Origin of the sequence: Halovulum marinum (genome assembly GCF_009697225.1) — a bacterium.
Classification (GTDB): Bacteria; Pseudomonadota; Alphaproteobacteria; order Rhodobacterales; family Rhodobacteraceae; genus Halovulum; species Halovulum marinum.
Map to the genome: position 1 here is coordinate 1 of NZ_WIND01000026.1, position 23,601 is coordinate 23,601.

Sequence of the window (23,601 nt, forward strand, 5' to 3'; positions counted from 1 at the left end):
ATGCGCCGGATCCTGCGCAAGGTCGCCGAGAACGACCTCGGCGCCCTCGGCGACACCTCGACCCTCGCCGACCCCTCCGTCGTCGACGAGCTGATCGCGAACAGCGTGAACAGGCGCTGAGAGCTTGGCCGCCGCCGTCCTGCTGATGGCGGTGGCCATGACCATGATCCCGCTGGGAGACACCGCGGGCAAGCTGCTGATCCAGCAGCATGGCATGGCCCCGGTGTTCGTCGCCTGGGCGCGGTTCGCGCTGGGTACCGCGCTGGCCGCCGCCATCGTGTTCGGCAGCGGCGCAGGTCTTGCGCCGCTGCGCGACTGGCGCAGCTACCTGCGCGGGGCGTTCATCGTCGGCACCATCGTGTGCATGCTGACCGCCGTCGCCACCGAGCCGATCGCCACCGTGTTCGCCGCCTTCTTCATCGGCCCGCTGCTGAGCTATCTGCTGTCGGTGCTGTTCCTGGGCGAGAGCGTGGGGCCGCGGCGCACGGCGCTTCTGGTGCTGGGCTTCGCCGGCGTCCTGCTGGCGGTGCGACCCGGGTTCGGGATGACGCCGGGGCTGGGCTTCGCCGTGCTGGCGGGGGTATTCTACGGCTGCTACCTGACCGCCAGCCGCTGGCTGTCGGGGCGCGGCAGCCCGCAGACGCTGCTGCTGGCGCAACTGGCGCTGGGCTTCGTCGTGCTGGGCCCGCCCGGGCTTGCCGCCTGGCCCGAGGGCGACTGGGCATGGGGGCCGCTGGCGGTCAGCGGCGGCGCCTCGTTCCTGGGCAACCTGCTGCTGCTCGCGGCGTACCGGCTGATGCCGGCGACGCGGCTGGCGCCGTTCATCTACTTTCAGCTGGTGGCGGCGACGGCGCTGGGCGCGGCGGTGTTCGGCGAGTGGCCGGACGGGCCGACATTGGCGGGGATCGGACTGCTGCTGGCAACCGGCTTCGCCTCGCTTGCGTTGCGCAGGGACAGGTGATTTTCTTCGCCGGAACCGAAGGAGGCATGATGCGCGCAGTTATTATCTCGACCCTTGTCGTCGGCCTGGCGGCCTGCCAGGGTGCCGGAACCGCTGGCGGCGGTGCCGAGTTTTCCGATGTCTGCAACGCCCGCGCCCAGCAGGATCTGGTCGGCGGCCGCATTGCCGACATGGCCTCGCTGGCGGTCGCGGCGCCGAAGGTGCGGTTCATCGATCCGGGCGATTCGGTGACGCAGGACCAGCAGCCGGACCGGCTGAACATCGTGCGCGACGGCAACGGCGTGGTGACCCGCGTCTATTGCGGCTGAGGCGGCCGGTCACTCCTCGGGCACTTCGTCCTCGACCAGCGCGATGCTGCCCACCTTCGCCATTTCCTGGATCACGCGCACCACTTCCTGGTGCGCGCCCTCGCCGTCGCGCTGGGTCGGCTCGGGCACGCCGGCAAGGTCCTCGACCAGGCGCTCGGACAGGCGTTTGGACAGGTTCGACAGCAGGAAGTCCACCGACGGGTTGCCCTGCATCTGCCCCCATTTCAGCGCCACGATCAGCACCGGTTCCTCCAGTTCCTTGATCAGCAGCGGCACGTCGCGGGCCGCCACGCGCTCGCGGATGTCGGCGAAGGTGAACATCGTGCGCAGCACGTCGCGGTGCAGCGTCGGCTTCTCGTCCTCGAGATAGCCGAGGAATTTCTCGCGCGCTTCGGTGCGCAGGTTGTTCATCAGCCCGGCGATCAGTTCGGCCGGGCGCCGCGACCCCTGGGTGCGCTGCAGCGCCGACAGGAAATCGCTGGCGATCACGCTTTCGACCATCGCCGCCACCCGCGGCTCCAGCGCCGGGACCCGGGCCATGCGCAGGACCGTCTGCTGCGCGAATTCGGGGTCGAGACGCTCGACCACCGCGGCGGCCTTGTCCGGGCGCAGTTCGGTCAGGATCACCGCCGCGGTCTGCGGATGCTCGGCGCCGACGAAGCTGGCCAACGCGGTGTTCGAACACTCGTTCAGGCGCTTCCAGGCCGAGCGTGTCGGGCCGCCGGTCACGTCCAGCATGATCCGCTCGATGGTCTTGTCGTCCAGCACCTCGGCCAGCAGCCGGCGCGCGGTGTGGCTGCCGCCCGAGACCTCCTCGTCGGTGCCGATGGACAGCAGGAATTCGGCGATGACCGCGTCGAGCATGTCCTTCGGGACCCGGTCCAGGCGGCTGATCTCGATCGCGGTGCGGGTCAGCGCCCCCTCGTCCATGGTGCGCAGGAACTCGCCCGCGGCCTCGGGGCCGATCGCCGCCAGGATGATCGCCGCCTTGCGGATCGGCGGCAGTTCGGCGGCGCCGGCCTGCGCCTTCTGCCGCAGCGTGTCCCACGGCTCCACCAGCGCCGGCGGCGAGGAAACCGCAGCGGCCCCGGTCATGTGCCGTACCCGCGGACCATCGCGCCGGCCAGCAGCGACCAGCCGTCGGCGAGGACGAAGAACGCCAGTTTGAACGGCAGGGAAACCACGGCGGGCGGCACCATCATCATACCCATCGACATCAGGATCGCAGCGACCACCAAGTCGATAATCAGGAACGGTAAAAAAACCAGAAACCCGACCTCGAAGCCGCGCTGGATCTCGGACAGCATGAATCCGGGGATCAGCACCGACAGGCCGGGCGGACCCTCGACGGTCTTGCCGGCGGCGTCGGCCAGCAGGTCGACGGTGTCGGGGTCGGTGCGCGAGAGCATGAACGCGCGGAACGGCTCCACCCCGCGGGCGAACGCGGTCTCGGCGTCGATCTGACCGTCGATGGCGGGGCGCACGGCTTCGGTCCAGGCGGCCTGGAACACCGGCTCCATCACGAAATAGGTCAGGAACATCGCCAGGCTGACGATCATCATGTTCGGGGGCGCCTGCTGCACGCCGATCGCCTGCCGCAGGATCGACAGCACCGTCACCATGAACGGAAAGCAGGTCACCATGATCGCCAGCCCCGGCGCCAGGCTGAGCACGGTGATCAGCAGGAACAGCTGCACCGTGCGCAGGCTGAGCGAGCCGTCGCCGCCGAGATCGATCATCACCTCCTGCGCCGCGGCGGGACCTGCCAGCAGCAGCCCCGCCAGCAGGAGCGGCAACACGCGTCGCAGGGCCTAGACTCCCTTGGACAGGTCCGCGACCTCGGTCAGGCGCACGCCCAGCCGGCCCGACCCGTCATCCATTTCCTGCAGCTCGCCGCGGGCGATCAGCCGCTCGCCGATGTACATCTCGACCGGATCGTCGATGCGGCTGTTCAGCGTCACCACGCTGTCGCGGCGCAGCTTGACCAGGTCCGAGACCAGCGGCCGCGCCTTGCCGACCGAGATCATCACCTCGATCGGCACGCCCATCAGCGCGCTTTCGCGGCGGCCGTCGCGCCGGTCGGGGGCGTCGACGGGCGTGGGCGGCAGGCTGCCGGCGATCGGCGTCTGCCCGGGGTGGTTGTCGGTGTCATCCTGCATGACGTATCTCCTCGGCGTCCAGAATGGGCGCGGCCGTCGCGGCCAGCGCCCGGTCCAGGCGGGCCACGGCGCCGCCCAGGTCGATCGTCTGGAACCCGTCGTCCCAGTGCACCTGCGCCTCGAGCGGGGTCAGCCGCGCATCGGCGGTCACCGCGCAGTCCGCGCCGAGCGCCGCCAGCGCCTGTTGCAGCCCGGGCAGCGATTCTTCCGCGCAGCGGATCGTCGGCGCCGGGTCGGGCCGCTCGCGCAGCGCGCGCTCGACCTCCTCGGCGACATGGTCGGCCAGGCCGGCGCGGGCCAGGCCCGGCGCCAGCCGCGCGACCAGCGTTCGCACCAGCGGGGCGATGCCCGACAGGATGCGGGCCTGGGATTCGAGCTGACCGTGGCGCTGATCGCGGATCGCCTCGACCAGCGCGGCGCGCAGCTGGTCCTGGGCCTCGGCATGCACCTTGGCGGCGGCCTCGGTACCGTCCTGGACGCCGGCGGCATGGCCGGCGTCCCAGGCCTCGGCCAGCTGCCTTTCGACGTCCGGGCCGGGGCCGTTGGCCGGCTGCGCCGCGGGCGCGGCCGAGGGCGAGAACACCTGCAGGAGAACGGGACGGGTCATCGGCTGTATCCTTCGGGCTGTTCCGGTGCCTCGATCCAGCGTCGCAGGATGTCGGCGCTTTCATCGCGGCGATCGGTCATCAGATCGCGCAGCTTGCCGATCCGGGTGTGTTCCGGGGTCGGCAGCGCGGCGGGGGCGGCGGAGGCGATCGCCTCGGCCGCGGACGCGGCGGCGCCCAGCGCCGGCAGGTCCGCTTCGGCCGGCGCGGGCAGCGCCGCCGGCCGGCTGAGCAGCGGCCGGACCACGAAGATGCCCAGCAGCAGCACGACGATGCCCAGCACCGCGGTCTGCACAAGGCCCAGCACCGATCCGTCGAGCAGGCTGAAGGCCGGCGCGCCTGCGGTCGTGCCGCGGTCCGGCGCGGCCGGGAACTCCAGCGTCTGCAGGCTGATCCGGTCGCCCCGCGCCGGGTCGAAGCCGACCGCGCTCTCGACCAGCTCGCGCAGCGCGGCCATCTCCTCCTCGGGCCGGGGCGCCCAGCTGCGGCCGCCGTCCCCGTCGACGGTGGTGATGCCGTCGACCATCACCGCGACGCTGATGCGCCGGATCTGGCCGGGCTGGATGATTCGCTCGCGCCGGGTTTCGGAGACCTCGAAGTTCTGCCGCTCGCGGGTCTCGCTGCGGTTGCTCTGGGTTCCTGCGCCGTCCTTTGCGGCATCGCCGGCGGGCAGGTTGCTGGCGACGGTCACGGCGCCGCCAGCGTTGCCTTCGGCCGATTCGCTGACCTCCTCCAGGTCGCTGGAGATCGCCACGCGGCTGGTCGGGTCGATCACCCGCTCGGTGATCGTCTGGCTGTCCATGTCGGCGTCGATGTTGACCTCGACCCGCGCCTTGCCCGGGCCGACGCGCGCCGACAGCAGCCGCTCCAGGTTGGCCTTCATCTGCGCCGCGCGGGGGTCGGCGGCGGCGGGATCCGCGCCGCTGTCGGACCCGCCCTCGCCGGCCAGAACGACGCCGTTGACGCTGTCGATCACCGCGACATCCGCACCCGCCAGCCCGGCCACGGCCGAGGAGACCAGATAGCGGATCGCCTGCGCCTGCGCCGTGTCCACCGCGCCGCGGGCCGGGGTCACGGTGACCGAGGCGGTGACCGGCTGCGGCCGCGCGAACGGCTGCTGCGGCGGCGTGGCGAGGTGCACGCGGGCGGCGCGGATGTCGCGGCTGGCCAGGATCGTGCGCGCCAGCTCGCCCTCCTTCGCTCGCCAGTAGGCGGCGTCGAACATCTGCGCGGTGGTGCCGAAGCCGCTCATCGAATCGAGCAGCTCGTAGCCGACGCCGCCCGCGGCCGGCAGGCCCTCGGCGGCCAGCGACAGCCGCGTCGAATCGCGGACCGAGGCATCGACGTAGATCGAGCCGCCGCGCACCTCGAACGCGGTGCCGGACGCCTCGAGCGCGGCGACGACCTCGCCTGCCGTGGCCGGTTCCAGCCCCGCGTACAGAAGCGCCATGTCGTTGCTGGACGCCAGCCGCAGGATGGTGGCGAAGGAAATCACCATGGCCAGTGCGGCCAGGGCGACGATCATCTTGCGCCTGCTATCGAGGGCAGCCCATCCGGACAGGATCTGGTTCACGTCAACCTCACAGCCTTCGCCGGTCCGTCCTGGCCCGGCATCTGCCCCTCTGTCTGGCCCGCCGGACTTAAGAATTGGTTAGCCCGCAAAGGCTAAACCCGCTTCGACGACGCGGGAGACAGGAGGGCCGGAATGGTCGAGGCAACCGGCGAAGGCGAGGCGCGGCCGAAGCGCTCCTCGATGAAGGGAATGATGGTCGCGGCGGCGGGTGCGCTGGTCGCGGGCGCCGCGGGATTCGCGGTGACCTACGGCGGCCTGCTGGACGGCATCGGCGGCGGCCAGAAGGCTTCGGCCGCGCATGACGCGCAGGCCTATGTGTTCGTGGCGCTGGAGCCGCTGACGGTCTCGCTCGGGCCGCGCGCAAAGGCGCAGACCCTGCGCTTCACCGCCGAGCTCGAGGTCGAGCCGGGGGCCGAGCAGACGGTGACCGCGCTGCGCCCGCGAATCATGGACGTGCTCAACGGCTACCTGCGCGCGGTGGAGGAAGCCGAGCTCGAGGATCCGGCCGCGCTGGCGATCCTGCGGGCGCAGATGCTGCGGCGGATCGAGGTCGTCGTCGGCGACGGCAAGGTGCGCGACCTGCTGGTGCTGGAATTCATACTCAACTGACGGGGGCCGAACATGGAGCTGATCGCGGACGGATTGCTGATCGCCGGCGCGCTGACCGCCGCGCTGTACTGCTGGGTGCTGGCGCGGCGCCTGACCGCGCTGAAATCGATGGACAAGGGGCTGGGCGGGGCAATCGCCGGGTTGTCGGCGCGGGTCGAGCAGACGCGCGCCTCGCTGGCCGATACCAAGGCCTCGACCTCGGACATCACGCGCGAACTGTCGGCGCTGACCGCGCGGGCCGAGATCGCCGCCGGGCGGCTGGAGCTGCTGCTCGCGACCCTGCACGAGAACGGCCATGCCGACACCGTGCGCGATGCCGCCAGCCCCGGCGAACCCGCGCCGAAGCCGGAAGCGGCGGCCGACACCGGGGAGCCGCCGTGCGATCCGGGCGACGACGTCGTCACCGCCCTGCGCCGAATCGTCGGCGAGGGGGGCAAGTCATGAGCGGGGTTCCGGGGCGGACCCGCGCGCTGGCGCTTCTGGCCGGGTGTTTCCTGGCGTCGGCGCTGGTCCGCACCGCGCTTGTCGGCCCCGCCGCGGCCGAGGTGCTGTTCCCGCCGCAGGAGGCGCTGGAGTTCGGCGATACCGCCGGCTGCGGCCCCGAATCCGAAGCGCTGCTCGAGGTGCTGCGCGAACGCGGCGCGCAGCTCGATTCGCTCGAGCAGGGCATCGCCGAGCGCGAGGCCGCGCTCGAGATCGCCGAGGCCGAGCTGCAGCGCAAGCACACGGAACTGGTCGAGGCCGAGGAGCGCCTGGCCGCCACCGTCGCCGCCGCGGACGGCGCGGCCGAGCGCGACGTCGCCCAGCTGACCGCGATCTACGAGAACGTGAAGCCGAAACGCGCCGCCGGCATCTTCTCGTCGATGGATACCGAATTCGCCGCCGGCATCCTGTCCCGGATGAGCCCGAGCTCGGCCGCCGACATCCTGACGCTGATGGACGCGGACATGGCCTATGCCGTCAGCGTGGTGCTGGCGGCGCGGAACATGAACGCGGGTGGCGTTCTGCCGGCGACCGGCAATTGAGGGAATGTTAAGCCGCAGGCCGCATAACCGGCCGGGCAGTCAGCGGGAGTGATCGGTCGTCATGTTCGGGATCATCGGCATCGTCATCGTCTTCGCGATGGTTTTCGGAGGCTATGTGGCGGCCGGCGGCAAGTTCGGCATTATCCTGGGCAGCATCGGCTACGAGATGATCATCATTGGCGGCGCCGCCGCCGGGGCCTTCGTGATCGGCAACAGCCTCGCGGCGGTGAAGCAGACCCTCTCCGACGTCGGCAAGGTTTTCAAGGGGCCGCGCTGGACCGGCCAGGACTACCAGGACCTGCTGGTGCTGATGTTCACGCTGATCCGGACCAGCCGCCAGAACCCGCTGGAACTGGAAGGGCACGTCGAGGATCCGCACAATTCGGAGCTGTTCCAGCGCTACCCGCGCATCCTTGCCGACCACGAGGCGGTCGACCTGATCTGCGACACCATGCGGGCGGCCGGCATGAACTACGACGATCCGCACCAGGTCGAGGAAGTGCTAAACAAGCGGATCGAGTCCGCGGCCCAGCACGCCGGCCATTCCGCGCATGCGCTGCAGACCATGGCCGACGGGCTGCCGGCGCTGGGAATCGTCGCCGCCGTGCTCGGGGTGATCAAGACGATGGGTTCGATCGACCAGCCGCCGGAGATCCTCGGCAAGCTGATCGGCGGCGCGCTGGTCGGCACCTTCCTGGGCGTGTTCCTGGCCTACGGCATCATCGGCCCGTTCGCCACCAAGGTGGGCGCGGTGGTCGACGAGGACCAGAACTTCTACGCCCTGATCCGCGAGGTGATGGTGGCGAACCTTCATCGCCATCCCCCGAACATCTGCGTCGAGGTCGGCCGGCAGAACACCCCGCATCACCTGCGTCCGAGTTTCAACGTGCTCGACGACGCGCTGCGCGCCGGCAAGCAGGAGGCCGCCTGATGAAGCTGCAATATCTCCCGGCCGCGCTGCTCGCGGTATTCGTCTGCACGGCGGCCGCCGCCCAGCAGGCGGCGCCGATCCGTGCGGTCGAGCATCCCGAATACTCGCGGCTGGTGCTGCCGCTGCCGGCCGGCGCGGACTGGTCGCTGTCCCAGGACGGCAGCCGCGCGGCCCTCAGATTGACCGGGCCGGTGCCGGATCTCGACGTCTCCTCGGTGTTCCAGCGCATGCCGCGAACCCGAATCCTGTCGGTATCCGCCCGGACCGTCCCCGGCGGCGCAACGCTGGAACTGACCCTCGCCTGCGCCTGCGAGGTGGTGCCCGCGCCGATCGGCACCGGCTTTCTGGCCATAGATGTCCGGCGTCCCGACGGCGCGCCGGCAACCGAGAGGATCGATCCCCGGCCGATGAAGATCGGCGCGGCCGCCGGTGCGGCGCAGCGGCCCGGGCCCCGGGCGGCGCCCGCTTCGCAAGCGGCGGCGCCGGACCTGGCGGCAGCAGGCCCGGGTTCGAATGCCACCGCGCCTCCGACGCTCGGCGGCGGCGGCTCCGATACGACAGACGCGGTTCTGGCCGCGCGGGACCAGCTGATGGCGTCGCTGGAACGTGCTGCAGACGAGGGCCTGCTGACCATCGCTCCGGAAGTCGCGACCAGCATTGCGCCCTTGGCTGCCGATCTCGCAATCGCCGAGGCGGCGCCCGGACGACTTCCCGCCGCGACCGTCACGCCGGCGCCGTCCCGCACCGTCGCCGAGGTCGCGGCGCCGGGGCTTGACGCGCATCTGAGCATCCGCGGCCCGCTGGATCCGGCACGCCGGGCCGACGCCGACACCGAGACCACGCCGCAGGCCTGTCTGAATGACGAGGCACTCCACGTCGCGTCCTGGAATGCGGGCGAGGAATTTGCCGAAGGCCTGGGTCAGCGGCGCCGGCTGATCATCTCGCCGGCCGGCGATCTCGACTTCCCGGCGATCGAGGATCTTGCGCGCTTCTACATCAGCTCGGGGTTCGGCCGCGAGGCGCAGGCATTGCTGGGCGTTACCGGCGGCACCGGCGACGCACGCCGCCTGCTGCAGGATCTCGCCCGCGTCGTCGACGGTCAACCGCCCGACCCGCTCGGGCCGATCGCGTCGGCCGCGGCCTGCGACGGGCGGATCAGCCTGTGGCGCGCTGCCGCCGGCCTCGATACCGGTTCCGGCCGGAAAGCCGCGGACAAGGCGGTGCTCGCCGGTATCGAGGAGCTTCCGGTGCCGTTGCGCCGGGTCGTCGCGGCGGCGGTTGTCCGCAACGCGCTGGCCAACGACCGACCCGACCTTGCGCGGGACATCCTCGGCGTCCTCGACCGGACCCCGGGGGACGGAGGGCGCGGCGAAGTGGCCATGCGCGCGGCGGTGCTGCTGTCGGAAGGTCAGGCCGGCGCGGCGCTGGCCCTCACCGCTCCGGTGCTGGCGACAGCGTCTTCTCCTGATCCCGATCTGTTGCTGGCTCATGCCCAGGCGACGCTGCAAACCGGCAGCAGCGTCGCGCCGGCGCTGACCACGGGTCTCGACGCCGCGATTGCGGCGCTGCCGGATGCGCCCGGAGTCGCTCGCGATCTGCGATTGGTGCGAATCCGGCTCGAGGCCGCCCAGGGCCGGCCGATCGCCGCCCTGCGCGCGCTGCGGGGGCTGGAAGCCGACCCTGGATCCAAGGATCCGGAGTTGCGCGCAGTGGGATTGGACATTCTCGAGGCCATGCCGGCCGAGCAGCGGCGCAGCCTTGCCGGCGCGCACGCGGCGCTGGAAAACAAGGGCATTTTCGCAACCGGTTCACGCGGCGCGGCGCTGCGGACGCTGTTCGCCGGAGATCTCATCCGCGGCGGACTGCCCAACGCCGGCTCTGCACTGCTTGCGGCGGGATCGGAGATCGCCGACAGGGACGCGCGGCTGATGGCGGCGGCGGCGCGGCTGGCCGAGGGAGATCCGCGCGGAGCGTTGACCGCGCTGGACGGTCTGACGGGAGCGGATGCGGCGCGGGTCAGGGCGCGGTCACACATTCGCCTCGGAGACCTGCCAGCCGCGGCCGCGGCCATGTCCGGGCCGGGCACCAACGCGTCCGCAGACACGCGCCGCGACGCCCTTTCCTTACTTGCGGTTGCCAGTGACAGCACTTCGAAGGGTGAGATTTCCAAACTCTATGCGCCCTTGTCCGCCTATCTCAGCAGGCGGACGGAACCGGTGCCGGGCACCCGCGAGACGGGGCCTACCCTGGACCGCGCCCGGGCGGCGCTGCACGACGTGCCGACGCTGCTGGCGGCGGTCAGCGCCATGACGCCCAGGGAAGATGCGAACTGAGGTGGCGCAGCGAAGGCACGTCCGGCCATCGCGGCCGCATTGGATAGCCACGGAGCCGGCGCCCCTGCCATTGTCACGAAAGACGTCGCGGGAAATCCGTCGGGGCAGAACCGCTGCGCTGGGATACCGGTCCCGGGCCGCCGCGGACTGGGAATTATTCCGATCCGCCCGCCCGGGTGAAATGCTATGAATTAGGAAGCGCTCGCATCGCTCGAGGGTGTGCGAACAGCCAATGCACCTTCCGGTGCGATCGTTGCCCCCCCCTGCAGGACGATCCGCGCTGAGCCCGCCTCCATCCTGACTTCCCGGACCGCGGCATAGACCGCGGCGGGTTGTGTGGTCGGCTTTCCGCCGGGACCGGTCACAGTAAACTCTGCAGAATAGGTTCCCGCCGGTGCAAGTTCCCCGGCGCTGGTTCGGCCATCCCAGATGTATTCTCCATTGGCGGCACCTGGCACCAGTTCGGCAACGGCCGTGCCGAAATCGTTTCTGATCGTCAGCGACGCGGACGACCCGGAATCGATGTTCACAGCCTGGAACTCGATCGGCGTCGATCCGTCGAACTGCGCCGGCACCTGCGCCGCGACCTCCTGTCCGATCCAGGAGACATAGCCGGACAGACCCCCGGCCGCATCGAAACCGGCGACGAAATCCGCGAGCAGCTCGTTGGTGCGGGTCTGTTGTTCCACCGTCGAGAAACTCGCCAACTGCGCGATGAAATCGGTTGAATTCACGGGGTTCAGCGGATCCTGGCTGCGCAACTGCGCGGTGAGCAGCGAGAGAAACGTGTCGAAGTCGGCCGAGATGTCCTTGCGCTTCTCGGGGACGGTCTGGGTTCCGATCGTGCTTGCCGTCGAGGCCGCGGGGTGGGTGGTGCCTGCATCCATTTCGATCTGCTCCTACAACCTGATGTCGAGGCGGCCATCGGCCAGAGCGGGCGACGGACGCGCCGCCGCGGCGCCGGCCGCGCCGGTGTCGCGAGTTTCCGCATCGCCGAGGATGTCCGCGGCCGCGATCATGTGTTCCGGCAGCGCGTCTTCGGCGCTGTCGTGTCCGGTCCCGAAGTCGATGTCCACGCCTTCGTAGCCGGCGTCCGACAAGGCCCCGGCCAGATCCTGGGCGTGACGGCGCAGCAACTGTTCGACGTCTGCACGATCGGCGCTGACCACGGCCGTCAGATGGCCGTCCGAGCCGCTGAGCGTGATCCGGACCGATCCCAGTTCCGGCGGGTCGAGCCGCAACTGCAACTCGCGTTCGCCGCCGGCGGTCGACCTGGTCGCGATGCGGGCGATGAGGGATTGGACGTGGTCCTCCTGCGGCGCTGTCGGCACCGCTGACAGTCCCGGGCCCCGCGGTGCGGCCGAAGCTTGCGTCTGCGTCTGCGGCTCGGATGCGGCGGCCGCCGATTCGCCCCCGATCGGCGCGGTCGCATCTGCAACGGCCTGCGAATGCGCGGCACCGGTGGCCGGTGCTGGCTTCGCCACGGCGGGGGCTGACTGATGGTTGCGATTGCCGCGATCCGGCTCCTGATGCGCATCCGGCGACGGAGCCGGCGCACGCGCGGAATTGCGAGCCTCGGGATCGGCTTCGGCAACGGCACCGGCCTCCGCCGGAGCCCCGGTCGCGGCGGGCAAGGCAGGCTGCCAGCGGCGGCCTTCGGCATCCGGCGCGGCCGCGGTCGGCGGCGGCGACGGCCGCGCAGGTGCGGGTACCGCCGGCTCGCCAGGCGCCGCGCCCGGCGGTTTTGCGGCGGCGGTCGCCGGCAGAGAGATGCTATCGGTGGGGGGCATGTTGCCGAACGCGGGGACTGCCTCGCCTTCCGGTGGGCGCACCTGCGCCGGCACGCTTGCGGCGTCGCCGGTGGCCGCGCTCTCCGGCTCGAACAGGCCTTGCACCTGCCGCGGCAGAGGAGCAACCGCGGCAACTTGCGCCGGGCGGCCGGCGGGCGCCAGCGCCGCCGTGGCGACCTCGGGTGCCGCTGCAAGCTCGAATCGCGGCGTCTGCGCGACGTCCTTGTCGGCGATGGCAGCATCTTTCGGGATCTTGCCGGCCCGGGTCGGAACAGTGGCGGCGCGAATCAGCTCTGGACCATGTGTCATGGCCGGAAGATCGCGCTTCGGGGTTACCGAATCTTTACCGCGCGAAGCTCAGGATGCGCCGAAATCATCACGGCAGGAGGCATGATGGCCATTTCGATCTCGACGGCGATTCCGCCCGATCCGGCGGATCTGGGCAATCGGCAGCAGGCGCTGCGGCGGTCCGCCGTAGCGCTCGAAGAAAGCTTTCTGGGTGAAATGCTGCGGCTGAGCGGTGTCGCGCGCCCGCCGGACACCGGCGGTGGCGGCGCCGGCGAAGATGCCTTCGCCGGTTTCCTCGCCGATGCGTACGCCGCCGAACTGGCCGGCGCGGGGGGCGTAGGGCTGGCCGAGCAGATCTACCGCGCGCTGCTGGCCCGCGAATCGTCGGACGGTGCGGCATGAAGGGTCTGTCGCGCCAGCGCGTCGCCGCCCGGCGGATCCTGGCCCTGCTGGACCAGGAGCGGCAGGTGCTGCTGAGCGGGAACTACGCCGCCGCCCGGTCGCTCGAGCATCATCTCTCGCGCGAGACCGGGGTTCTTGCCGCGTCGCTGGCCGCGGACGACCCGGCGATGGCGGCATTGCTGGAGCGGATCGCGGAGCTGGCGCGCCGCAACTGCGCCCTGGCGGAGGCGGCGCAGCGTGGGCTGCAGACCGGCGCCCGCCTGCACGAGGAACTGCGGCGCAAGCGCAGCGAGCTTGCCACCTATACCGGCACCGGGCGGCGGCTGGATCACGGCGTGCGCAGCGGATCCGAGGATCGCCGCGCCTGACCCATCGGCCGGTAACGCGGCGTTCATCTAAAACACCAGCTATCGAGGCCAGGCATCCTCGGCGGCAATTAACCGCCCATTATCGGAATCGGACTGAAATCGTCCTGCGACCCGAGGGGTTGGCGCGGCGACGGCAAAACGCCCATGCCGCAGGCGCCAGAATGGCGGACCGGCCACATCGATGGCCGCCCTTCAACCGGGCGTCGAAAGCGCCCAAGCTGACTGAGGATGAACATGTCCAGCATTCTGACCAACAACGGCGCGATGGTCGCGCTGCAGACCCTGAACTCCATCAACAAGAACATGGCGACGACCCAGAACGAGATCTCGACCGGGATGAGCATCGCCTCGGCGAAGGACAACTCGGCGATCTGGGCGATCTCGACCGTGATGCGCTCCGATGTCGCCGGCTTCGAGGCGATCTCGGAGTCCCTCGCGCTTGGCTCGTCGACGGTGGCCGTGGCGCGGAACGCCGCGGAGCAGGTGACCGAGCTGCTGAACCAGGTGAAAGGCAAGGTCGTCTCGGCGCAGGAGGAGAACGTCGACCGCGAGAAGATCCAGACCGACATCTCGGCGCTGCGCGACCAGATCGTCTCGATCACCGGCGCGGCGCAGTTCAACGGCCTGAACCTGCTGTCGGGCACCGCGAACGTCTCGGTCCTGTCGTCGCTCGACCGCAGCACCGACGGCACGGTGTCGCAGTCCTCGATCACCGTCGCGCGGCAGGATCTGACCACGGCGACGGGCGCCTTCGGCGCCACGTCCGTCGGCAGCGCCGGCGACCTGATCACCGGTGACGGGAACGTCGGCTCGGCCCTGGCGGGCAACGCGGCGGCCAACGCGGTGGTCACGATCACCGATGGCGGCGTGACCGACGGCGCCAGCTACCGGATGACCCTGCAGGGCGCCGCCTCCGCCGATATCGGCACCACAGCGCAGACCTTCGAGTATGTGGCCGTCGAAGGCGACACCGCGGCGGATGTGGTGACGAACCTGGCCGGGCAGATCAGCACGTTCCTGACGGAACAGGGCTCCTCCGAGGTCACGGTCGCTTCCGACACCAGCGCGGGGACCGTAACGGTCTCGTTGGCTGGCGGCGCGGCTGCTGGCGATACCGTGACCGTCGGCATCGCGGAAGCTCTGGACGGCACCCGCGATGGCGGCCTGCTGGCGCTGGGCGCCATGGATGTCACCTCCGACGCGGGCGCGGCACAGGCGCTGACCGATATCGAGGCGCTGATCCAGACCGCGGTGGATGCCGCGGCCCAGTTCGGCTCGGTGCAGGGCCGGATCGAGATCCAGTCCGACTTCATCGGCCAGCTGAGCGACTCGCTGAAATCGGGCATCGGCGCGTTGGTCGATGCGAACATGGAGGAGGCGTCGGCCCGGTTGCAGGCGCTTCAGGTGCAGCAGCAGCTGGGCATCCAGTCTCTGTCGATCGCCAACCAGGCGCCGCAGAACATCCTCTCGCTGTTCCGGTAACGGCATGACGGGGGGCGGTCTCCGCCCCCCGCGCCGCATCTCGAATCGCCGCACCTGGCGGATTCCGACCCGAGTACAAGAAAGGATGCCGCATGTTGAACACCGACGCGCTTGCCCGATCGGCCTATGCCAACGCCACCGCGATTGCGCCGCAGCCCCGGGACAACGAGTACCGCGCCTTCGCCGAGGCGACGCGCAGGATCACCGATCACGCCGGCCGGTCCGACCGTTTTCCGCAGCTCGCCGAAGCGATCTATCGGAACCAGAAGCTGTGGGTCATGATGGCCGCGGGCGTCGCCGACGAAGCCAATGGCCTGCCGCCGGCTCTGCGCGCGCAGATCTTCTATCTCGCCGAATTCGTGCGCACCCATTCCGCGAAGGTGCTGCAGGAGACGGCGACGCCGGACATTCTCGTCGAGATCAACACCATGATGATGCGCGGATTGCGCCCCACGGCGGGAGCGGCGGCGTGACCGGGCTGGTGCTGAAGCTCGGGCCGCGAGAGCGGGTGATGATCAACGGCGTGGTGATGGAGAACGGCGACCGGCGCACGCGTCTGAACGTCATAAGCCGCGACGCCAACGTCCTGCGCCTGCGCGATGCCATCCACCCCGAGGACGTGAAGACGCCGGTGACCCGGGTCTGCTACATCGCGCAGATGGTGCTGGCCGGCGAGGCGGCACCGGACGAGGGCAAGGCGCAGCTGCTGCGCGGCATCGAGCAGCTGCGGTTCGTGTTCAGCGATCCGGAAAGCGCCGAGCAGCTCCGCACGGCCGCCGAGGCGGTGTCGGCGCTGCGCTTCTACCCGGCGCTGAAGGCGCTGCGGACGCTGCTGCAGCGCGAACAGGTCCTGCTGAACCACGCCGCCCAGGGATCGGCCTGATGTACCAGCCGGTGGTCCCGTTGTCGGGTGTCGCCGGTTGGCGTTTCCTGGAGCGGACGGAAGCCGCGCAGCGGCAGGCTTTCGAGGGTAGCGCGCGAATCCAGCGCGACGCCGCGTACTTCCAGGAGCGGATCGCGGACGTGTCGAGCGCCCGCGACTTGGTTGCCGACCGCCGTATGCTGGCCGTCGCCCTCGGCGCCTTCGGCCTGGACGACGACCTCTACAAGACCGCTTTTCTGGAAAGGATGCTTTCCGAAGGTACCGACGATCCGCAAAGCCTTGCCAACAAGTTCGTCGACCCGCGCTACACTGCCTTCTCGAAGGCCTTCGGCTTCGGTGACCTGGGCGGGCCGCACGTGGCGCGGGCCGGGTTCGGCCAGGATATCGTCGCCCGCTACAAGGAACGGCAGTTCGAGATCGCCGTCGGCAACAGCGACGAATCGATGCGGCTGGCGATGACCTTCCGGCGCGAGATCGCCGGACTCGCCGCTGCCGCCTCGGATGGGGCCAACGGCACGCAGTGGTACCGGATCATGGGCAGCAATCCGCTGCGTTCGGTGGTCGAGGCGGCGTTCGGGCTGCCGGCGCGGTTCGCCGGTCTGGACGTCGATCGCCAGCGCGAGATGCTCGAGGACAAGACCAGCCGGATGTTCGGGACGTCCTCGGTCGCCGCCTTCCGCGAACCCGAAGCGGTCGACAAGATAATCTCCCGGTTCCTGGTCCGCCGTCAGGCGGAAGCGGGGCCGACAGCCGGAACGCCCGGCGCCGCCGCGCTGACCCTTCTGCAGTCTGCCGGCAGCACCGGGCTGACGAACCTGATCCTGTCATCTGCGCGGTGAGGCCGCGCAGCGGCGGATACAGCGGGCACTCAGGCGCGGCAAAGGGACCGTGGCGGCGAAGCGTTCCGTGCTGGCCAAGGTTCCATCGTAGATGCCGCTCGGTTTGCAAGGAGATTCTGATCGTCGGGACATGTGATCGAGTACGTTCCTTTGTCAGTCCTGTGTCAGGCCTGTTCATGCGGCTGACATGGCGCCGCTGGCCGAAATGGTGAAGCGCGGACCGGGGCCACATCTCCAACAGCGAGCTCAAAGCCTCTGAGAACGTTTCTGGTTTGCCGGACCCGGTTCTTTTCGATCAGTCTTTCAATTCGGATCATGCCTTGCTTGCAACTCGTTGGCTCGGATGTCTGTGCACCGTATCAGACGCCGATCGGAACCGGGCCGCGATAGTCCTCGTTCCGCGTCAGCATCGCCCAGATGCCGCGCGCGATCCTGTTCGCCAGCGCGACGGCCACGACCGGATCGGCTTGCGCCTCGGCATCCGCGCCAGCCACGACACCTTCGGTGCCCCTCGTCGCCTGGCCCAGCGGATCTCGGCGGTCGCGCCGGACACCAGCCGCCGCATATCCCGTTGCCCATCTGCGAGGTCTTCCCAGGTTTCTGCTTGCCGCCGGTGGAATGTTGCCGGGGGATGAGGCCGAGCCAAGCCGCGGAGTCGTGCCCGCGGCGGAACTGGTCCATCGGCGGTGCAAAGGTCTCGATCGCGAGCGCAGCGATCAGTCCGACGCCCGACACCGTTCGCGGCCGATCAGGCATCTCGGCTTCGTTCGACATCGCCGCGATCCTGGCCTTCAGCGCCTTGGGCCGCCCGTCAGGTGCGCGATCTGCTCGACGAGCTTGTAGCAGATGTCCCAGGCCAGATCGGGTATGTCCGTGTCGGCGTCTACGACGATCATGGCAAGACGCGCAACGAATTCAATGCCCTTGGGCGCGACATGGCCGAACGCGTAGAGATGCGACCGATGCGTATTCACCGCTCCGTTCGCAGCTTCACGGGCTGCTCCCGCGACCAGAATGCGATGGCCCGTGCCTGCTGGCCGGCGGTCCTCGGCTTCACGAACCGCATGCTCGGCCGCAGCGCCGCCTCGACGATGGCGTCCGCGTTGGCAGCGTCTTTGCTCTGCCGCGTGAGAAACGGCTTGACGTGGTGCGCCGCGATCAGCCGGACCTCGTGCCCGTGGCGGATCACTTTCCGCGCCCGGTGATGCGGGCTGGCGCAGGCCTCCATCGCCACCAGGCGCAGCGCCTGCCCCGCCATGAACCGGACGTACCGCGGTTGCGACAGCCGCTTTCGGGACGGACCCGTCTGTTGCGGCGCCAGGCATCTGGCACACGTTCATATTCGAGATCGACGCCGATGAAGGTGGCCTCTCCCGTGGATGCCCTCTCTTTCAGCTTGCGCGTTGACATCGCAAGCTTGGCACATCGCGATGCCGTCACGGCAGAGCGGCATCCACCCCCTCTCGACTGCCGCCTAGCCGTCTGACGGGCCCTGCGACGGCTCAAGGTCCAGCGCCTGGCCCAGCGCCTGAAACGACTCCTCGATCCGCGGCAGTCCGGTGCGGGCGAACAGCGCGTCGAGCTTGGGCCAGATGCGCAGCGCCGCGTCGAGGTCGGGGTCCGCACCCGGAGTGTAGAGACCGGCCTGAACCATCGGCGCCGCGGTCTCGTAGGTGCCGAGCACGCGGCGCGCCAGGGCGATCAGCGTGTTCTCACGCTCGGACGCGGCACCCGGCAGGCTCCGCGAGACCGAGCGCCGGACGTCGATCGCCGGAAAGCGGCCGCGTTCGGCGATCGCGCGGTCGAGCACCACATGCCCGTCGAGCACCCCGCGGGACATGTCCGCGACCGGCTCTTCCATGTCGGAGCCCGCCACCAGTACCGAGAACACCGCGGTGATGTCCCCCTGATCGCCCGCGCCCGGCCCGGCGCGCTCGGCCAGCGCGGCGATCAGCCCGCCGGTCGAGGGCGGGAACGCGCGCAGGCTGGCCGGCTCGCCCGCGGTCAGCGCCACCTCGCGGTGCGCCTCGGCCATCCGGGTGAGCGAATCGACGATCAGCAGAACGTGTTCGCCCTGGTCGCGGAAGTGCTCGGCCACCGCCGTCGCCGACCAGGCGGCGCGGCGCTTGACGAGCGGGGACTGGTCCGACGTGGCCGCCACAACCACCGAGCGCGCCAGGCCCTCGGCGCCCAGCACGCTGTCGGTGAAGTGCCGCAACTCGCGCCCGCGCTCGCCGACGAGGGCGAGCACGACCCGGTCGGCTTCGGCCGCGCGGGCGATGCTGGCCAGCAGCGTGGACTTGCCGACCCCGGACCCGGCGAACACGCCGATACGTTGCCCGCGCACCAGCGGCAGCATCGTGTCCAGAGCCGCGACCCCGGTGCGCATCCGCCGGCCCATGGGCCGCCGCGCCGCCGCCGGCGGTGGCGCGGCGCGGATCGTGCGGGCCGCGTCGCCCTGAGGCAGCGGCCGGCCGTCCAGCGGTTCGCCGAAGGCGTCGACGATGCGGCCCTGCCACGCGGCGCAGGGGCGGAACTCCGGCTCGGGCTCGAGGATCACCTCCTGCCGGGCGCCGATCCCGGTGCAATCGTGATAGGTCATCGCCCGCGCCGTCGTCGAATCCAGCGCGATCACCTCGCCGATCGGGGCGCCGTCTGGAAACGCCAGCCGGTCGCCGACGCGGACTGCGGGGCCGAGGCCGCTCACGTCGATCGAGCCGGGCCGGACGGCCGCGATCCGACCGTGCCGGCGCGACAGCGGTCGGCGGACAAACTCCGCCGAAAGGGAACTGAAGGGGGACGTCATGGCACCTGCAACCTTTTCAACCACAACGCTTTATCAACCCTCGGCCCTTAAGGAGGTCTTGCCACCGGTTAGGGAGAAGCCCGACATGGACCTGAATCTGAGCATCCTGGGATTGGCGCGCGGCCTGTCAGAACACGCCGCGGCCCGCCAGTCCGTGATCGCCCGCAACGTCGCCAACGCCGACACCCCGGGTTACAAGGCCCAGGATATCGTCCCGTTTTCAGAAGCTTACGGTGACAGGGCCGCAGGGACGGCGCTGCGTGCCACGCGCGCGGGCCATTTCGAGGATCCGGGCACCGCTGCCCGCTACCGGGTCGAGGCGGCGACCGCGTTCGGCGCCGAATCGCCCAACGGCAACGACGTCTCGCTCGAGGACCAGATGATGCGCAGCGTCGCGGCGCAGCAGTCGCACGAACTGGCGCTGGGGGTGATGCGTAAATCGCTGGACATCCTCTCGATGACCATCGGCCGGCGATAGGAGGCGACCCGGATGAGTGACCTGATCGGTACCATGGCCTCCTCGGCCAGCGGCATGACGGCGCAAAGCGCGCGGCTGCGAATCGTCTCCGAGAACATCGCCAACGCCGACACGCCCGGCTACCGCCGCAAGCTGGTGCCGTTCGAGCAGCTGGCGCTGCCTCATGGCGCTGACGGCGTGCGGGCCGGGCGCGTGCGGCTGGACCAGACCGAGGTGGAACGGATCCAGGATCCCACCCATCCCCTGGCCGGGCCCGACGGCATGTACGAGGGCTCGAACGTGAAGTTGATGATCGAGCTGGCGGACGCGCGCGAAGCGCAGCGCAGCTATCAGGCGAACCTGCGCATGTTCGACCAGGCGAAGAAGATGACCAGCGCGGTGCTGGACCTGTTGCGCCGCTGAGAAAGGGAGAATCCCGATGACCGATCTGACCGCAACCGCGGCCGCGCGGGCCTATGCCAGCGCCCAGCCCGCCACCCGGCCGGCCGAGGTGCCCCGCGCCGAGGCCGGCGACGACCACTCCTTCGCCGCGCTTGCCGGCGATTTCGTCAAGGCCATGGGCGAGGCCGAGAACACGGTCGCCGCCGGGCTGACCGGGCGCGCCGATCCGCAGGCGGTGGTCGAGGCGCTGGCCGCGACCGAAATTGCCGTGCAGGCCGCCGTCGCGGTGCGCGACAAGGTGGTCGAGGCCTATCAGGAAATCCTGCGGATGCCGGTCTAGGCGATGAGCGAAGCGGAGCTTCTGGACGTGCTGCGGCAGGCGCTGTGGATCACCGTCGTGGTCTCGGCGCCGATCCTGACCGTGGCGCTGGTCGTGGGCCTGGCCATCGGCCTGTTCCAGGCGCTGACCTCGGTACAGGAGTTGACACTGACATTCGTGCCGAAGCTGGCCGCGATCGCGGTCACCTTCTGGCTGACCATGGCCTATTCCGGGCAGATGCTGATCAGCTTCTACACCGACACCGTGATTTCGCGGATCGCCCGCTGACGGAAGGGCTTTCTTAACCCGCGGCCGCCTAGATGGCTCCGGGCGCGGCAGAATGCGAGGCGCAGGGATATGACTACTTCGGTCTATGTGACGCTCTCCCGCCAGTCGGGTCTGGCGAACGAGTTGCAGGCGGTCGCGAACAACGTCGCCAACATGTCGACCACCGGATACCGGCGCGAGGGGCTGGTGTTCGCCGAGATGATCGCCGCGCTGGAGGCGGAGGGCGGCTCGGTCGCGATGACCGACACCCATGCCCGGATCACCTCGATGACGCAGGGCGCGCTGTCGGCGACCGGCGGCCAGTTCGACCTGGCGATCGACGGCCCAGGGTTCTTCACGGTCGAGACGCAGGACGGGCCGCGGCTGACCCGCGCCGGGTCGTTCACCCCCAACGCGGGCGGCGAGCTGGTCAACATGCGCGGCCACCGCCTGCTCGACGCGGGCGGGGCGCCGATCTTCGTGCCCCCCGACGCGCGCCAGGTCGCGATCGGCGGCGATGGCACGCTGACCGCCGACGGCGTGCCGCTGGCCCGCATCGGGCGGGTGGCCGTCGACGATCCCACCGCCCTGACCCGCGAGGACGGCGTTCTGTTCCGCAGCGACGCGCCGGTGCGCCCGGCCGAGGAGGGGGCGATCCGGCAGGGCTTCCTCGAAGGCTCGAACGTCAACGCCGTGGCCGAGATCTCGCGCATGATCGAGGTGCAGCGCGCCTACGAGGCGGGCCAGAAACTGCTGGACCGCGAGGACGAACGCATCCGCCAGGTGATCGACACCCTGGCGGCCCGCTGACAATCAGGAGAACCGAGATGAGAGCGCTGGATATCGCCGCGACCGGTATGGACGCACAGCAGACCCGGGTGGAGGTGATCTCGAACAACCTCGCCAACATGAGCACCACCGCCTACAACGCACGGCGCGCGGATTTCGCCGACCTGCACTACCAGCAGGTCGCCGCCGCCGGCACCATCAACGCCGCCGACGGCACGGCGCTGCCCACCGGCGTGCAGCTGGGCCTGGGGGTGCGCGTCGCCGCGGTGTCGATGGACATTGGCCAGGGCGCGCTGCAGGCCACCGGCGGCGAGCTGGACCTGGCGATCGAGGGCAACGGCTATCTCGAGGTGGCGCTGCCGAACGGCACCTCGGCCTACACCCGCGACGGTGCGCTGAAACGCTCCGGCGACGGTGTCATCGTGACCTCGGACGGTCACGAGACGGTGCCGCCGATCACCATCCCCGAGGACGCGCGCGCCATTTCCATCAACCCCGACGGCGAGGTCTACGCCAGCTTCAACGACGAGGTCGAGCCGCAGCTTCTGGGCACGCTGACGCTGGCCAGCTTCGTCAACCAGAAGGGGCTCGAGGCGATGGGCGGCAACCTTTATCTGGAGACGCCCGCCTCGGGGCAGCCGGTGATCGGCGCCCCCGGCGAGGACGGGCGGGGGACGCTGCGGCAGGGCTATCTCGAGGCGTCCTCGGTCGATGCCGTGCGCGAGATCTCGGACCTGATCTCGGCCCAGCGCGGCTACGAGCTCAACGCCAAGGTGATCACCGCTGCGGACCAGATGCTGGGCGCGACCACGCAGATCCGCTGATGAACCTGCGCGCCGCATTGATGCTGGCCGCGCTGCTGCTGCCCGGGCAACTGCCGGCGCAGGTGCTGGTGGTGAACCGGACGCTGCCGGCGCAGACCGTGATCGGTCCGCAGGACGTCAGCCTGCAGGACGGCGACGTGCCGGGCGCGCACCGCGCGGTCGAGGACGCGGTCGGGCTGGAGACCCGCGTCACCCTGTACCCGGGCCGCCCGGTGCGCCTGGGCGACCTCGGCCCGGCCGCGGTGGTGGAGCGGAACGAGATCGTGACCCTGCGTTTCCGCTCCGGGGCGCTGGTGATCGAGACCGCCGGGCGGGCGCTGGATCGCGCCGCGCTGGACCGCGGCGTCCGGGTGATGAACCTGGGATCGCGCACGACCGTGACCGGGACTGCACGCGGCCCGGGACTTGTGGAGGTAGGACGATGAGAAGCCTGGTCGCGCCGCTGCTGCTGGCGCTGTCGACGCTGACCGCCTGCGAGCGGCTCGAGAACGTGGGCAAGGAGCCGGCGTTCTCGCCGGTGGACAGCCCGGCACAGCCCGTGTCCGTCGGGGTAAGCCCGGCGCGCGCCGCCATTGCCGCGGCGCCGCCGGTCGAGGCCCGCTTCGGCCAGGAGCGTGCGTCGCTCTGGCGCTCGGGGCCGTCGTCGCTGTTCGGCGACCGTCGCGCCAGCCGCGGCGGCGACATCCTCACGGTATTGATCGAGATCGACGACGAGGCGCAGATCCGCAATTCCAGCTCGCGTTCGCGGGCCGGTTCGGACAGCCTGGCGGTGCCGCAGCTGGTCGGCATTCCGCAGACGCTGGACCGGCTGCTGCCCGACGGCGCGACCTCGTCGAACCTGGCCGACCTCAGTTCCGCATCGTCGTCGTCGGGCGAGGGCGCGGTCCAGCGCAACGAGCGCATCGCGCTGCGCGTCGCCGCGACCGTGGTCGAGGTGCTGCCCAACGGGCACATGGTCATCCAGGGCAGCCAGGAGGTCCGGGTGAACTACGAGCTGCGCGACCTGCAGGTCGCCGGCATCGTCCGGCCCGAGGACATCTCGCGCCAGAACACCATCACCTACGACAAGATCGCCGGTGCCCGGATCGCCTATGGCGGCCGCGGCCAGATCAGCGACATGCAGCAGCCGCGCTATGGCCAGCAGGTGCTGGACATCGTGCTGCCCTATTGAGCGAGGCCGC

At 70.3% G+C, this 23,601-nt stretch carries 32 protein-coding genes and 1 pseudogene; 21 read left to right on the forward strand and 12 right to left on the reverse strand.

Annotation, left to right across the window (positions count from 1 at the left end; genetic code table 11):
- Positions 1 to 124: 124 nt before the first annotated feature.
- Entirely contained in the window at positions 125 to 961 is an 837-nt protein-coding gene (locus GE300_RS19615; RefSeq protein ID WP_233417220.1) for a DMT family transporter, read from the forward strand.
- Between the two features lie 29 nt (positions 962 to 990).
- The gene (locus GE300_RS19620) at positions 991 to 1,269 is read left to right on the forward strand and encodes an I78 family peptidase inhibitor (RefSeq protein WP_233417221.1); all 279 of its coding nucleotides are present in this window, start codon (positions 991 to 993) and stop codon (positions 1,267 to 1,269) included.
- Positions 1,270 to 1,278: 9 nt separating this feature from the next.
- On the opposite strand, the gene GE300_RS19625 is transcribed toward GE300_RS19620, so the two are convergent.
- The 5 genes from GE300_RS19625 to fliF are packed head-to-tail and all read right to left on the reverse strand — an operon-like array spanning position 1,279 to position 5,606.
- A complete protein-coding gene (locus GE300_RS19625; protein WP_154449206.1) occupies positions 1,279 to 2,364 on the reverse strand; it encodes a FliG C-terminal domain-containing protein in 1,086 nt (361 codons plus the stop codon).
- The gene (fliP, locus tag GE300_RS19630; protein ID WP_233417227.1) at positions 2,361 to 3,077 is read right to left on the reverse strand and encodes a flagellar type III secretion system pore protein FliP; all 717 of its coding nucleotides are present in this window, start codon (positions 3,075 to 3,077) and stop codon (positions 2,361 to 2,363) included. The genes GE300_RS19625 and fliP overlap by 4 nt, the downstream gene beginning before the upstream one ends.
- Positions 3,078 to 3,080: 3 nt before the next feature.
- Positions 3,081 to 3,428 carry a FliM/FliN family flagellar motor switch protein gene (locus tag GE300_RS19635; RefSeq protein WP_407647740.1) on the reverse strand — a complete coding sequence of 116 codons (348 nt, stop codon included), beginning with the start codon at positions 3,426 to 3,428 and terminating at the stop codon, positions 3,081 to 3,083.
- On the reverse strand, positions 3,418 to 4,035 hold the full coding sequence (locus tag GE300_RS19640) for a FliH/SctL family protein (protein ID WP_154449207.1): 618 nt from the start codon (positions 4,033 to 4,035) through the stop codon (positions 3,418 to 3,420). The genes GE300_RS19635 and GE300_RS19640 overlap by 11 nt, the downstream gene beginning before the upstream one ends.
- Positions 4,032 to 5,606 (reverse strand): flagellar basal-body MS-ring/collar protein FliF, encoded by a 1,575-nt coding sequence (fliF, locus tag GE300_RS19645; protein WP_325063335.1) that lies wholly within the window; start codon positions 5,604 to 5,606, stop codon positions 4,032 to 4,034. The genes GE300_RS19640 and fliF overlap by 4 nt, the downstream gene beginning before the upstream one ends.
- Positions 5,607 to 5,738: 132 nt before the next feature.
- Between fliF and GE300_RS19650 the strand changes: the two genes are divergently transcribed.
- The 5 genes from GE300_RS19650 to GE300_RS19670 all read left to right on the forward strand — a co-directional run bounded on the left by GE300_RS19650 (position 5,739) and on the right by GE300_RS19670 (position 10,504).
- Positions 5,739 to 6,215 carry a flagellar basal body-associated FliL family protein gene (locus GE300_RS19650; RefSeq protein ID WP_154449208.1) on the forward strand — a complete coding sequence of 159 codons (477 nt, stop codon included), beginning with the start codon at positions 5,739 to 5,741 and terminating at the stop codon, positions 6,213 to 6,215.
- A gap of 12 nt (positions 6,216 to 6,227) precedes the next feature.
- The gene (locus GE300_RS19655) at positions 6,228 to 6,659 is read left to right on the forward strand and encodes a hypothetical protein (RefSeq protein ID WP_154449209.1); all 432 of its coding nucleotides are present in this window, start codon (positions 6,228 to 6,230) and stop codon (positions 6,657 to 6,659) included.
- A complete protein-coding gene (locus tag GE300_RS19660; protein ID WP_154449210.1) occupies positions 6,656 to 7,240 on the forward strand; it encodes a MotE family protein in 585 nt (194 codons plus the stop codon). Before GE300_RS19655 ends, GE300_RS19660 begins: the two co-directional genes overlap by 4 nt.
- A 61-nt stretch (positions 7,241 to 7,301) precedes the next feature.
- Entirely contained in the window at positions 7,302 to 8,171 is an 870-nt protein-coding gene (motA, locus tag GE300_RS19665) for a flagellar motor stator protein MotA (protein ID WP_154449211.1), read from the forward strand.
- Positions 8,171 to 10,504, forward strand: coding sequence for a serine/threonine-protein kinase (locus GE300_RS19670; protein ID WP_154449212.1), 2,334 nt, complete (start codon positions 8,171 to 8,173; stop codon positions 10,502 to 10,504). The genes motA and GE300_RS19670 overlap by 1 nt, the downstream gene beginning before the upstream one ends.
- 191 nt (positions 10,505 to 10,695) lie before the next feature.
- Here GE300_RS19670 and GE300_RS19675 read toward each other — a convergent pair whose 3' ends face one another.
- Together GE300_RS19675 and GE300_RS19680 are read right to left on the reverse strand one after the other, a co-directional pair.
- Positions 10,696 to 11,391 (reverse strand): flagellar hook capping FlgD N-terminal domain-containing protein, encoded by a 696-nt coding sequence (locus tag GE300_RS19675; protein WP_154449213.1) that lies wholly within the window; start codon positions 11,389 to 11,391, stop codon positions 10,696 to 10,698.
- A gap of 12 nt (positions 11,392 to 11,403) precedes the next feature.
- Positions 11,404 to 12,603: a flagellar hook-length control protein FliK gene (locus GE300_RS19680; protein ID WP_154449214.1), complete on the reverse strand. Its 1,200-nt coding sequence runs from the start codon at positions 12,601 to 12,603 to the stop codon at positions 11,404 to 11,406.
- Positions 12,604 to 12,687: 84 nt separating this feature from the next.
- Between GE300_RS19680 and GE300_RS19685 the strand changes: the two genes are divergently transcribed.
- From GE300_RS19685 to GE300_RS19710, 6 genes are all read left to right on the forward strand, one after another.
- Positions 12,688 to 12,984: a rod-binding protein gene (locus GE300_RS19685; RefSeq protein WP_233417223.1), complete on the forward strand. Its 297-nt coding sequence runs from the start codon at positions 12,688 to 12,690 to the stop codon at positions 12,982 to 12,984.
- Entirely contained in the window at positions 12,981 to 13,352 is a 372-nt protein-coding gene (locus GE300_RS19690) for a hypothetical protein (protein ID WP_154449216.1), read from the forward strand. Before GE300_RS19685 ends, GE300_RS19690 begins: the two co-directional genes overlap by 4 nt.
- A 234-nt stretch (positions 13,353 to 13,586) precedes the next feature.
- Complete coding sequence (locus GE300_RS23775) at positions 13,587 to 14,834, forward strand: flagellin N-terminal helical domain-containing protein (RefSeq protein ID WP_154449217.1); 1,248 nt, start codon at positions 13,587 to 13,589, stop codon at positions 14,832 to 14,834.
- 92 nt (positions 14,835 to 14,926) lie between these two features.
- A complete protein-coding gene (flaF, locus tag GE300_RS19700) occupies positions 14,927 to 15,307 on the forward strand; it encodes a flagellar biosynthesis regulator FlaF (RefSeq protein ID WP_154449218.1) in 381 nt (126 codons plus the stop codon).
- Complete coding sequence (flbT, locus tag GE300_RS19705; RefSeq protein ID WP_325063336.1) at positions 15,304 to 15,717, forward strand: flagellar biosynthesis repressor FlbT; 414 nt, start codon at positions 15,304 to 15,306, stop codon at positions 15,715 to 15,717. Before flaF ends, flbT begins: the two co-directional genes overlap by 4 nt.
- Positions 15,717 to 16,556 (forward strand): DUF1217 domain-containing protein, encoded by an 840-nt coding sequence (locus GE300_RS19710; protein WP_154449219.1) that lies wholly within the window; start codon positions 15,717 to 15,719, stop codon positions 16,554 to 16,556. The genes flbT and GE300_RS19710 overlap by 1 nt, the downstream gene beginning before the upstream one ends.
- A gap of 359 nt (positions 16,557 to 16,915) precedes the next feature.
- On the opposite strand, the gene GE300_RS23780 is transcribed toward GE300_RS19710, so the two are convergent.
- From GE300_RS23780 to GE300_RS19720, 5 genes and pseudogenes are all read right to left on the reverse strand, one after another.
- Positions 16,916 to 17,050 (reverse strand): hypothetical protein, encoded by a 135-nt coding sequence (locus GE300_RS23780; RefSeq protein ID WP_325063339.1) that lies wholly within the window; start codon positions 17,048 to 17,050, stop codon positions 16,916 to 16,918.
- Positions 17,051 to 17,186: 136 nt separating this feature from the next.
- A pseudogene (locus GE300_RS23785) lies at positions 17,187 to 17,330 on the reverse strand (IS110 family transposase); the annotation flags it as partial.
- A gap of 17 nt (positions 17,331 to 17,347) precedes the next feature.
- Positions 17,348 to 17,530 (reverse strand): hypothetical protein, encoded by a 183-nt coding sequence (locus tag GE300_RS23315; protein WP_233417224.1) that lies wholly within the window; start codon positions 17,528 to 17,530, stop codon positions 17,348 to 17,350.
- The gene (locus GE300_RS23320) at positions 17,527 to 17,814 is read right to left on the reverse strand and encodes a hypothetical protein (protein WP_233417225.1); all 288 of its coding nucleotides are present in this window, start codon (positions 17,812 to 17,814) and stop codon (positions 17,527 to 17,529) included. Before GE300_RS23320 ends, GE300_RS23315 begins: the two co-directional genes overlap by 4 nt.
- Positions 17,815 to 18,030: 216 nt before the next feature.
- The gene (locus GE300_RS19720; RefSeq protein WP_154449220.1) at positions 18,031 to 19,362 is read right to left on the reverse strand and encodes a FliI/YscN family ATPase; all 1,332 of its coding nucleotides are present in this window, start codon (positions 19,360 to 19,362) and stop codon (positions 18,031 to 18,033) included.
- An 85-nt stretch (positions 19,363 to 19,447) separates the two neighbouring features.
- On the opposite strand from GE300_RS19720, the gene GE300_RS19725 reads away from it, so the two are divergent.
- From GE300_RS19725 to flgH, 8 genes are all read left to right on the forward strand, one after another.
- On the forward strand, positions 19,448 to 19,840 hold the full coding sequence (locus tag GE300_RS19725) for a FlgB family protein (protein ID WP_154449221.1): 393 nt from the start codon (positions 19,448 to 19,450) through the stop codon (positions 19,838 to 19,840).
- A gap of 12 nt (positions 19,841 to 19,852) precedes the next feature.
- A complete protein-coding gene (gene flgC / locus GE300_RS19730; RefSeq protein ID WP_154449222.1) occupies positions 19,853 to 20,242 on the forward strand; it encodes a flagellar basal body rod protein FlgC in 390 nt (129 codons plus the stop codon).
- A gap of 16 nt (positions 20,243 to 20,258) precedes the next feature.
- Complete coding sequence (locus GE300_RS19735; RefSeq protein ID WP_154449223.1) at positions 20,259 to 20,561, forward strand: flagellar hook-basal body complex protein FliE; 303 nt, start codon at positions 20,259 to 20,261, stop codon at positions 20,559 to 20,561.
- Between the two features lie 3 nt (positions 20,562 to 20,564).
- Positions 20,565 to 20,828 (forward strand): flagellar biosynthetic protein FliQ, encoded by a 264-nt coding sequence (locus GE300_RS19740; protein WP_154449224.1) that lies wholly within the window; start codon positions 20,565 to 20,567, stop codon positions 20,826 to 20,828.
- Between the two features lie 69 nt (positions 20,829 to 20,897).
- Positions 20,898 to 21,617 (forward strand): flagellar hook-basal body complex protein, encoded by a 720-nt coding sequence (locus tag GE300_RS19745; RefSeq protein ID WP_154449225.1) that lies wholly within the window; start codon positions 20,898 to 20,900, stop codon positions 21,615 to 21,617.
- A 17-nt stretch (positions 21,618 to 21,634) separates the two neighbouring features.
- Positions 21,635 to 22,420, forward strand: coding sequence for a flagellar basal-body rod protein FlgG (gene flgG, locus GE300_RS19750; RefSeq protein ID WP_154449226.1), 786 nt, complete (start codon positions 21,635 to 21,637; stop codon positions 22,418 to 22,420).
- Positions 22,420 to 22,845, forward strand: coding sequence for a flagellar basal body P-ring formation chaperone FlgA (flgA, locus tag GE300_RS19755; RefSeq protein WP_233417226.1), 426 nt, complete (start codon positions 22,420 to 22,422; stop codon positions 22,843 to 22,845). The genes flgG and flgA overlap by 1 nt, the downstream gene beginning before the upstream one ends.
- Entirely contained in the window at positions 22,842 to 23,591 is a 750-nt protein-coding gene (flgH, locus tag GE300_RS19760; RefSeq protein WP_154449227.1) for a flagellar basal body L-ring protein FlgH, read from the forward strand. Before flgA ends, flgH begins: the two co-directional genes overlap by 4 nt.
- Positions 23,592 to 23,601 lie beyond the last annotated feature (10 nt).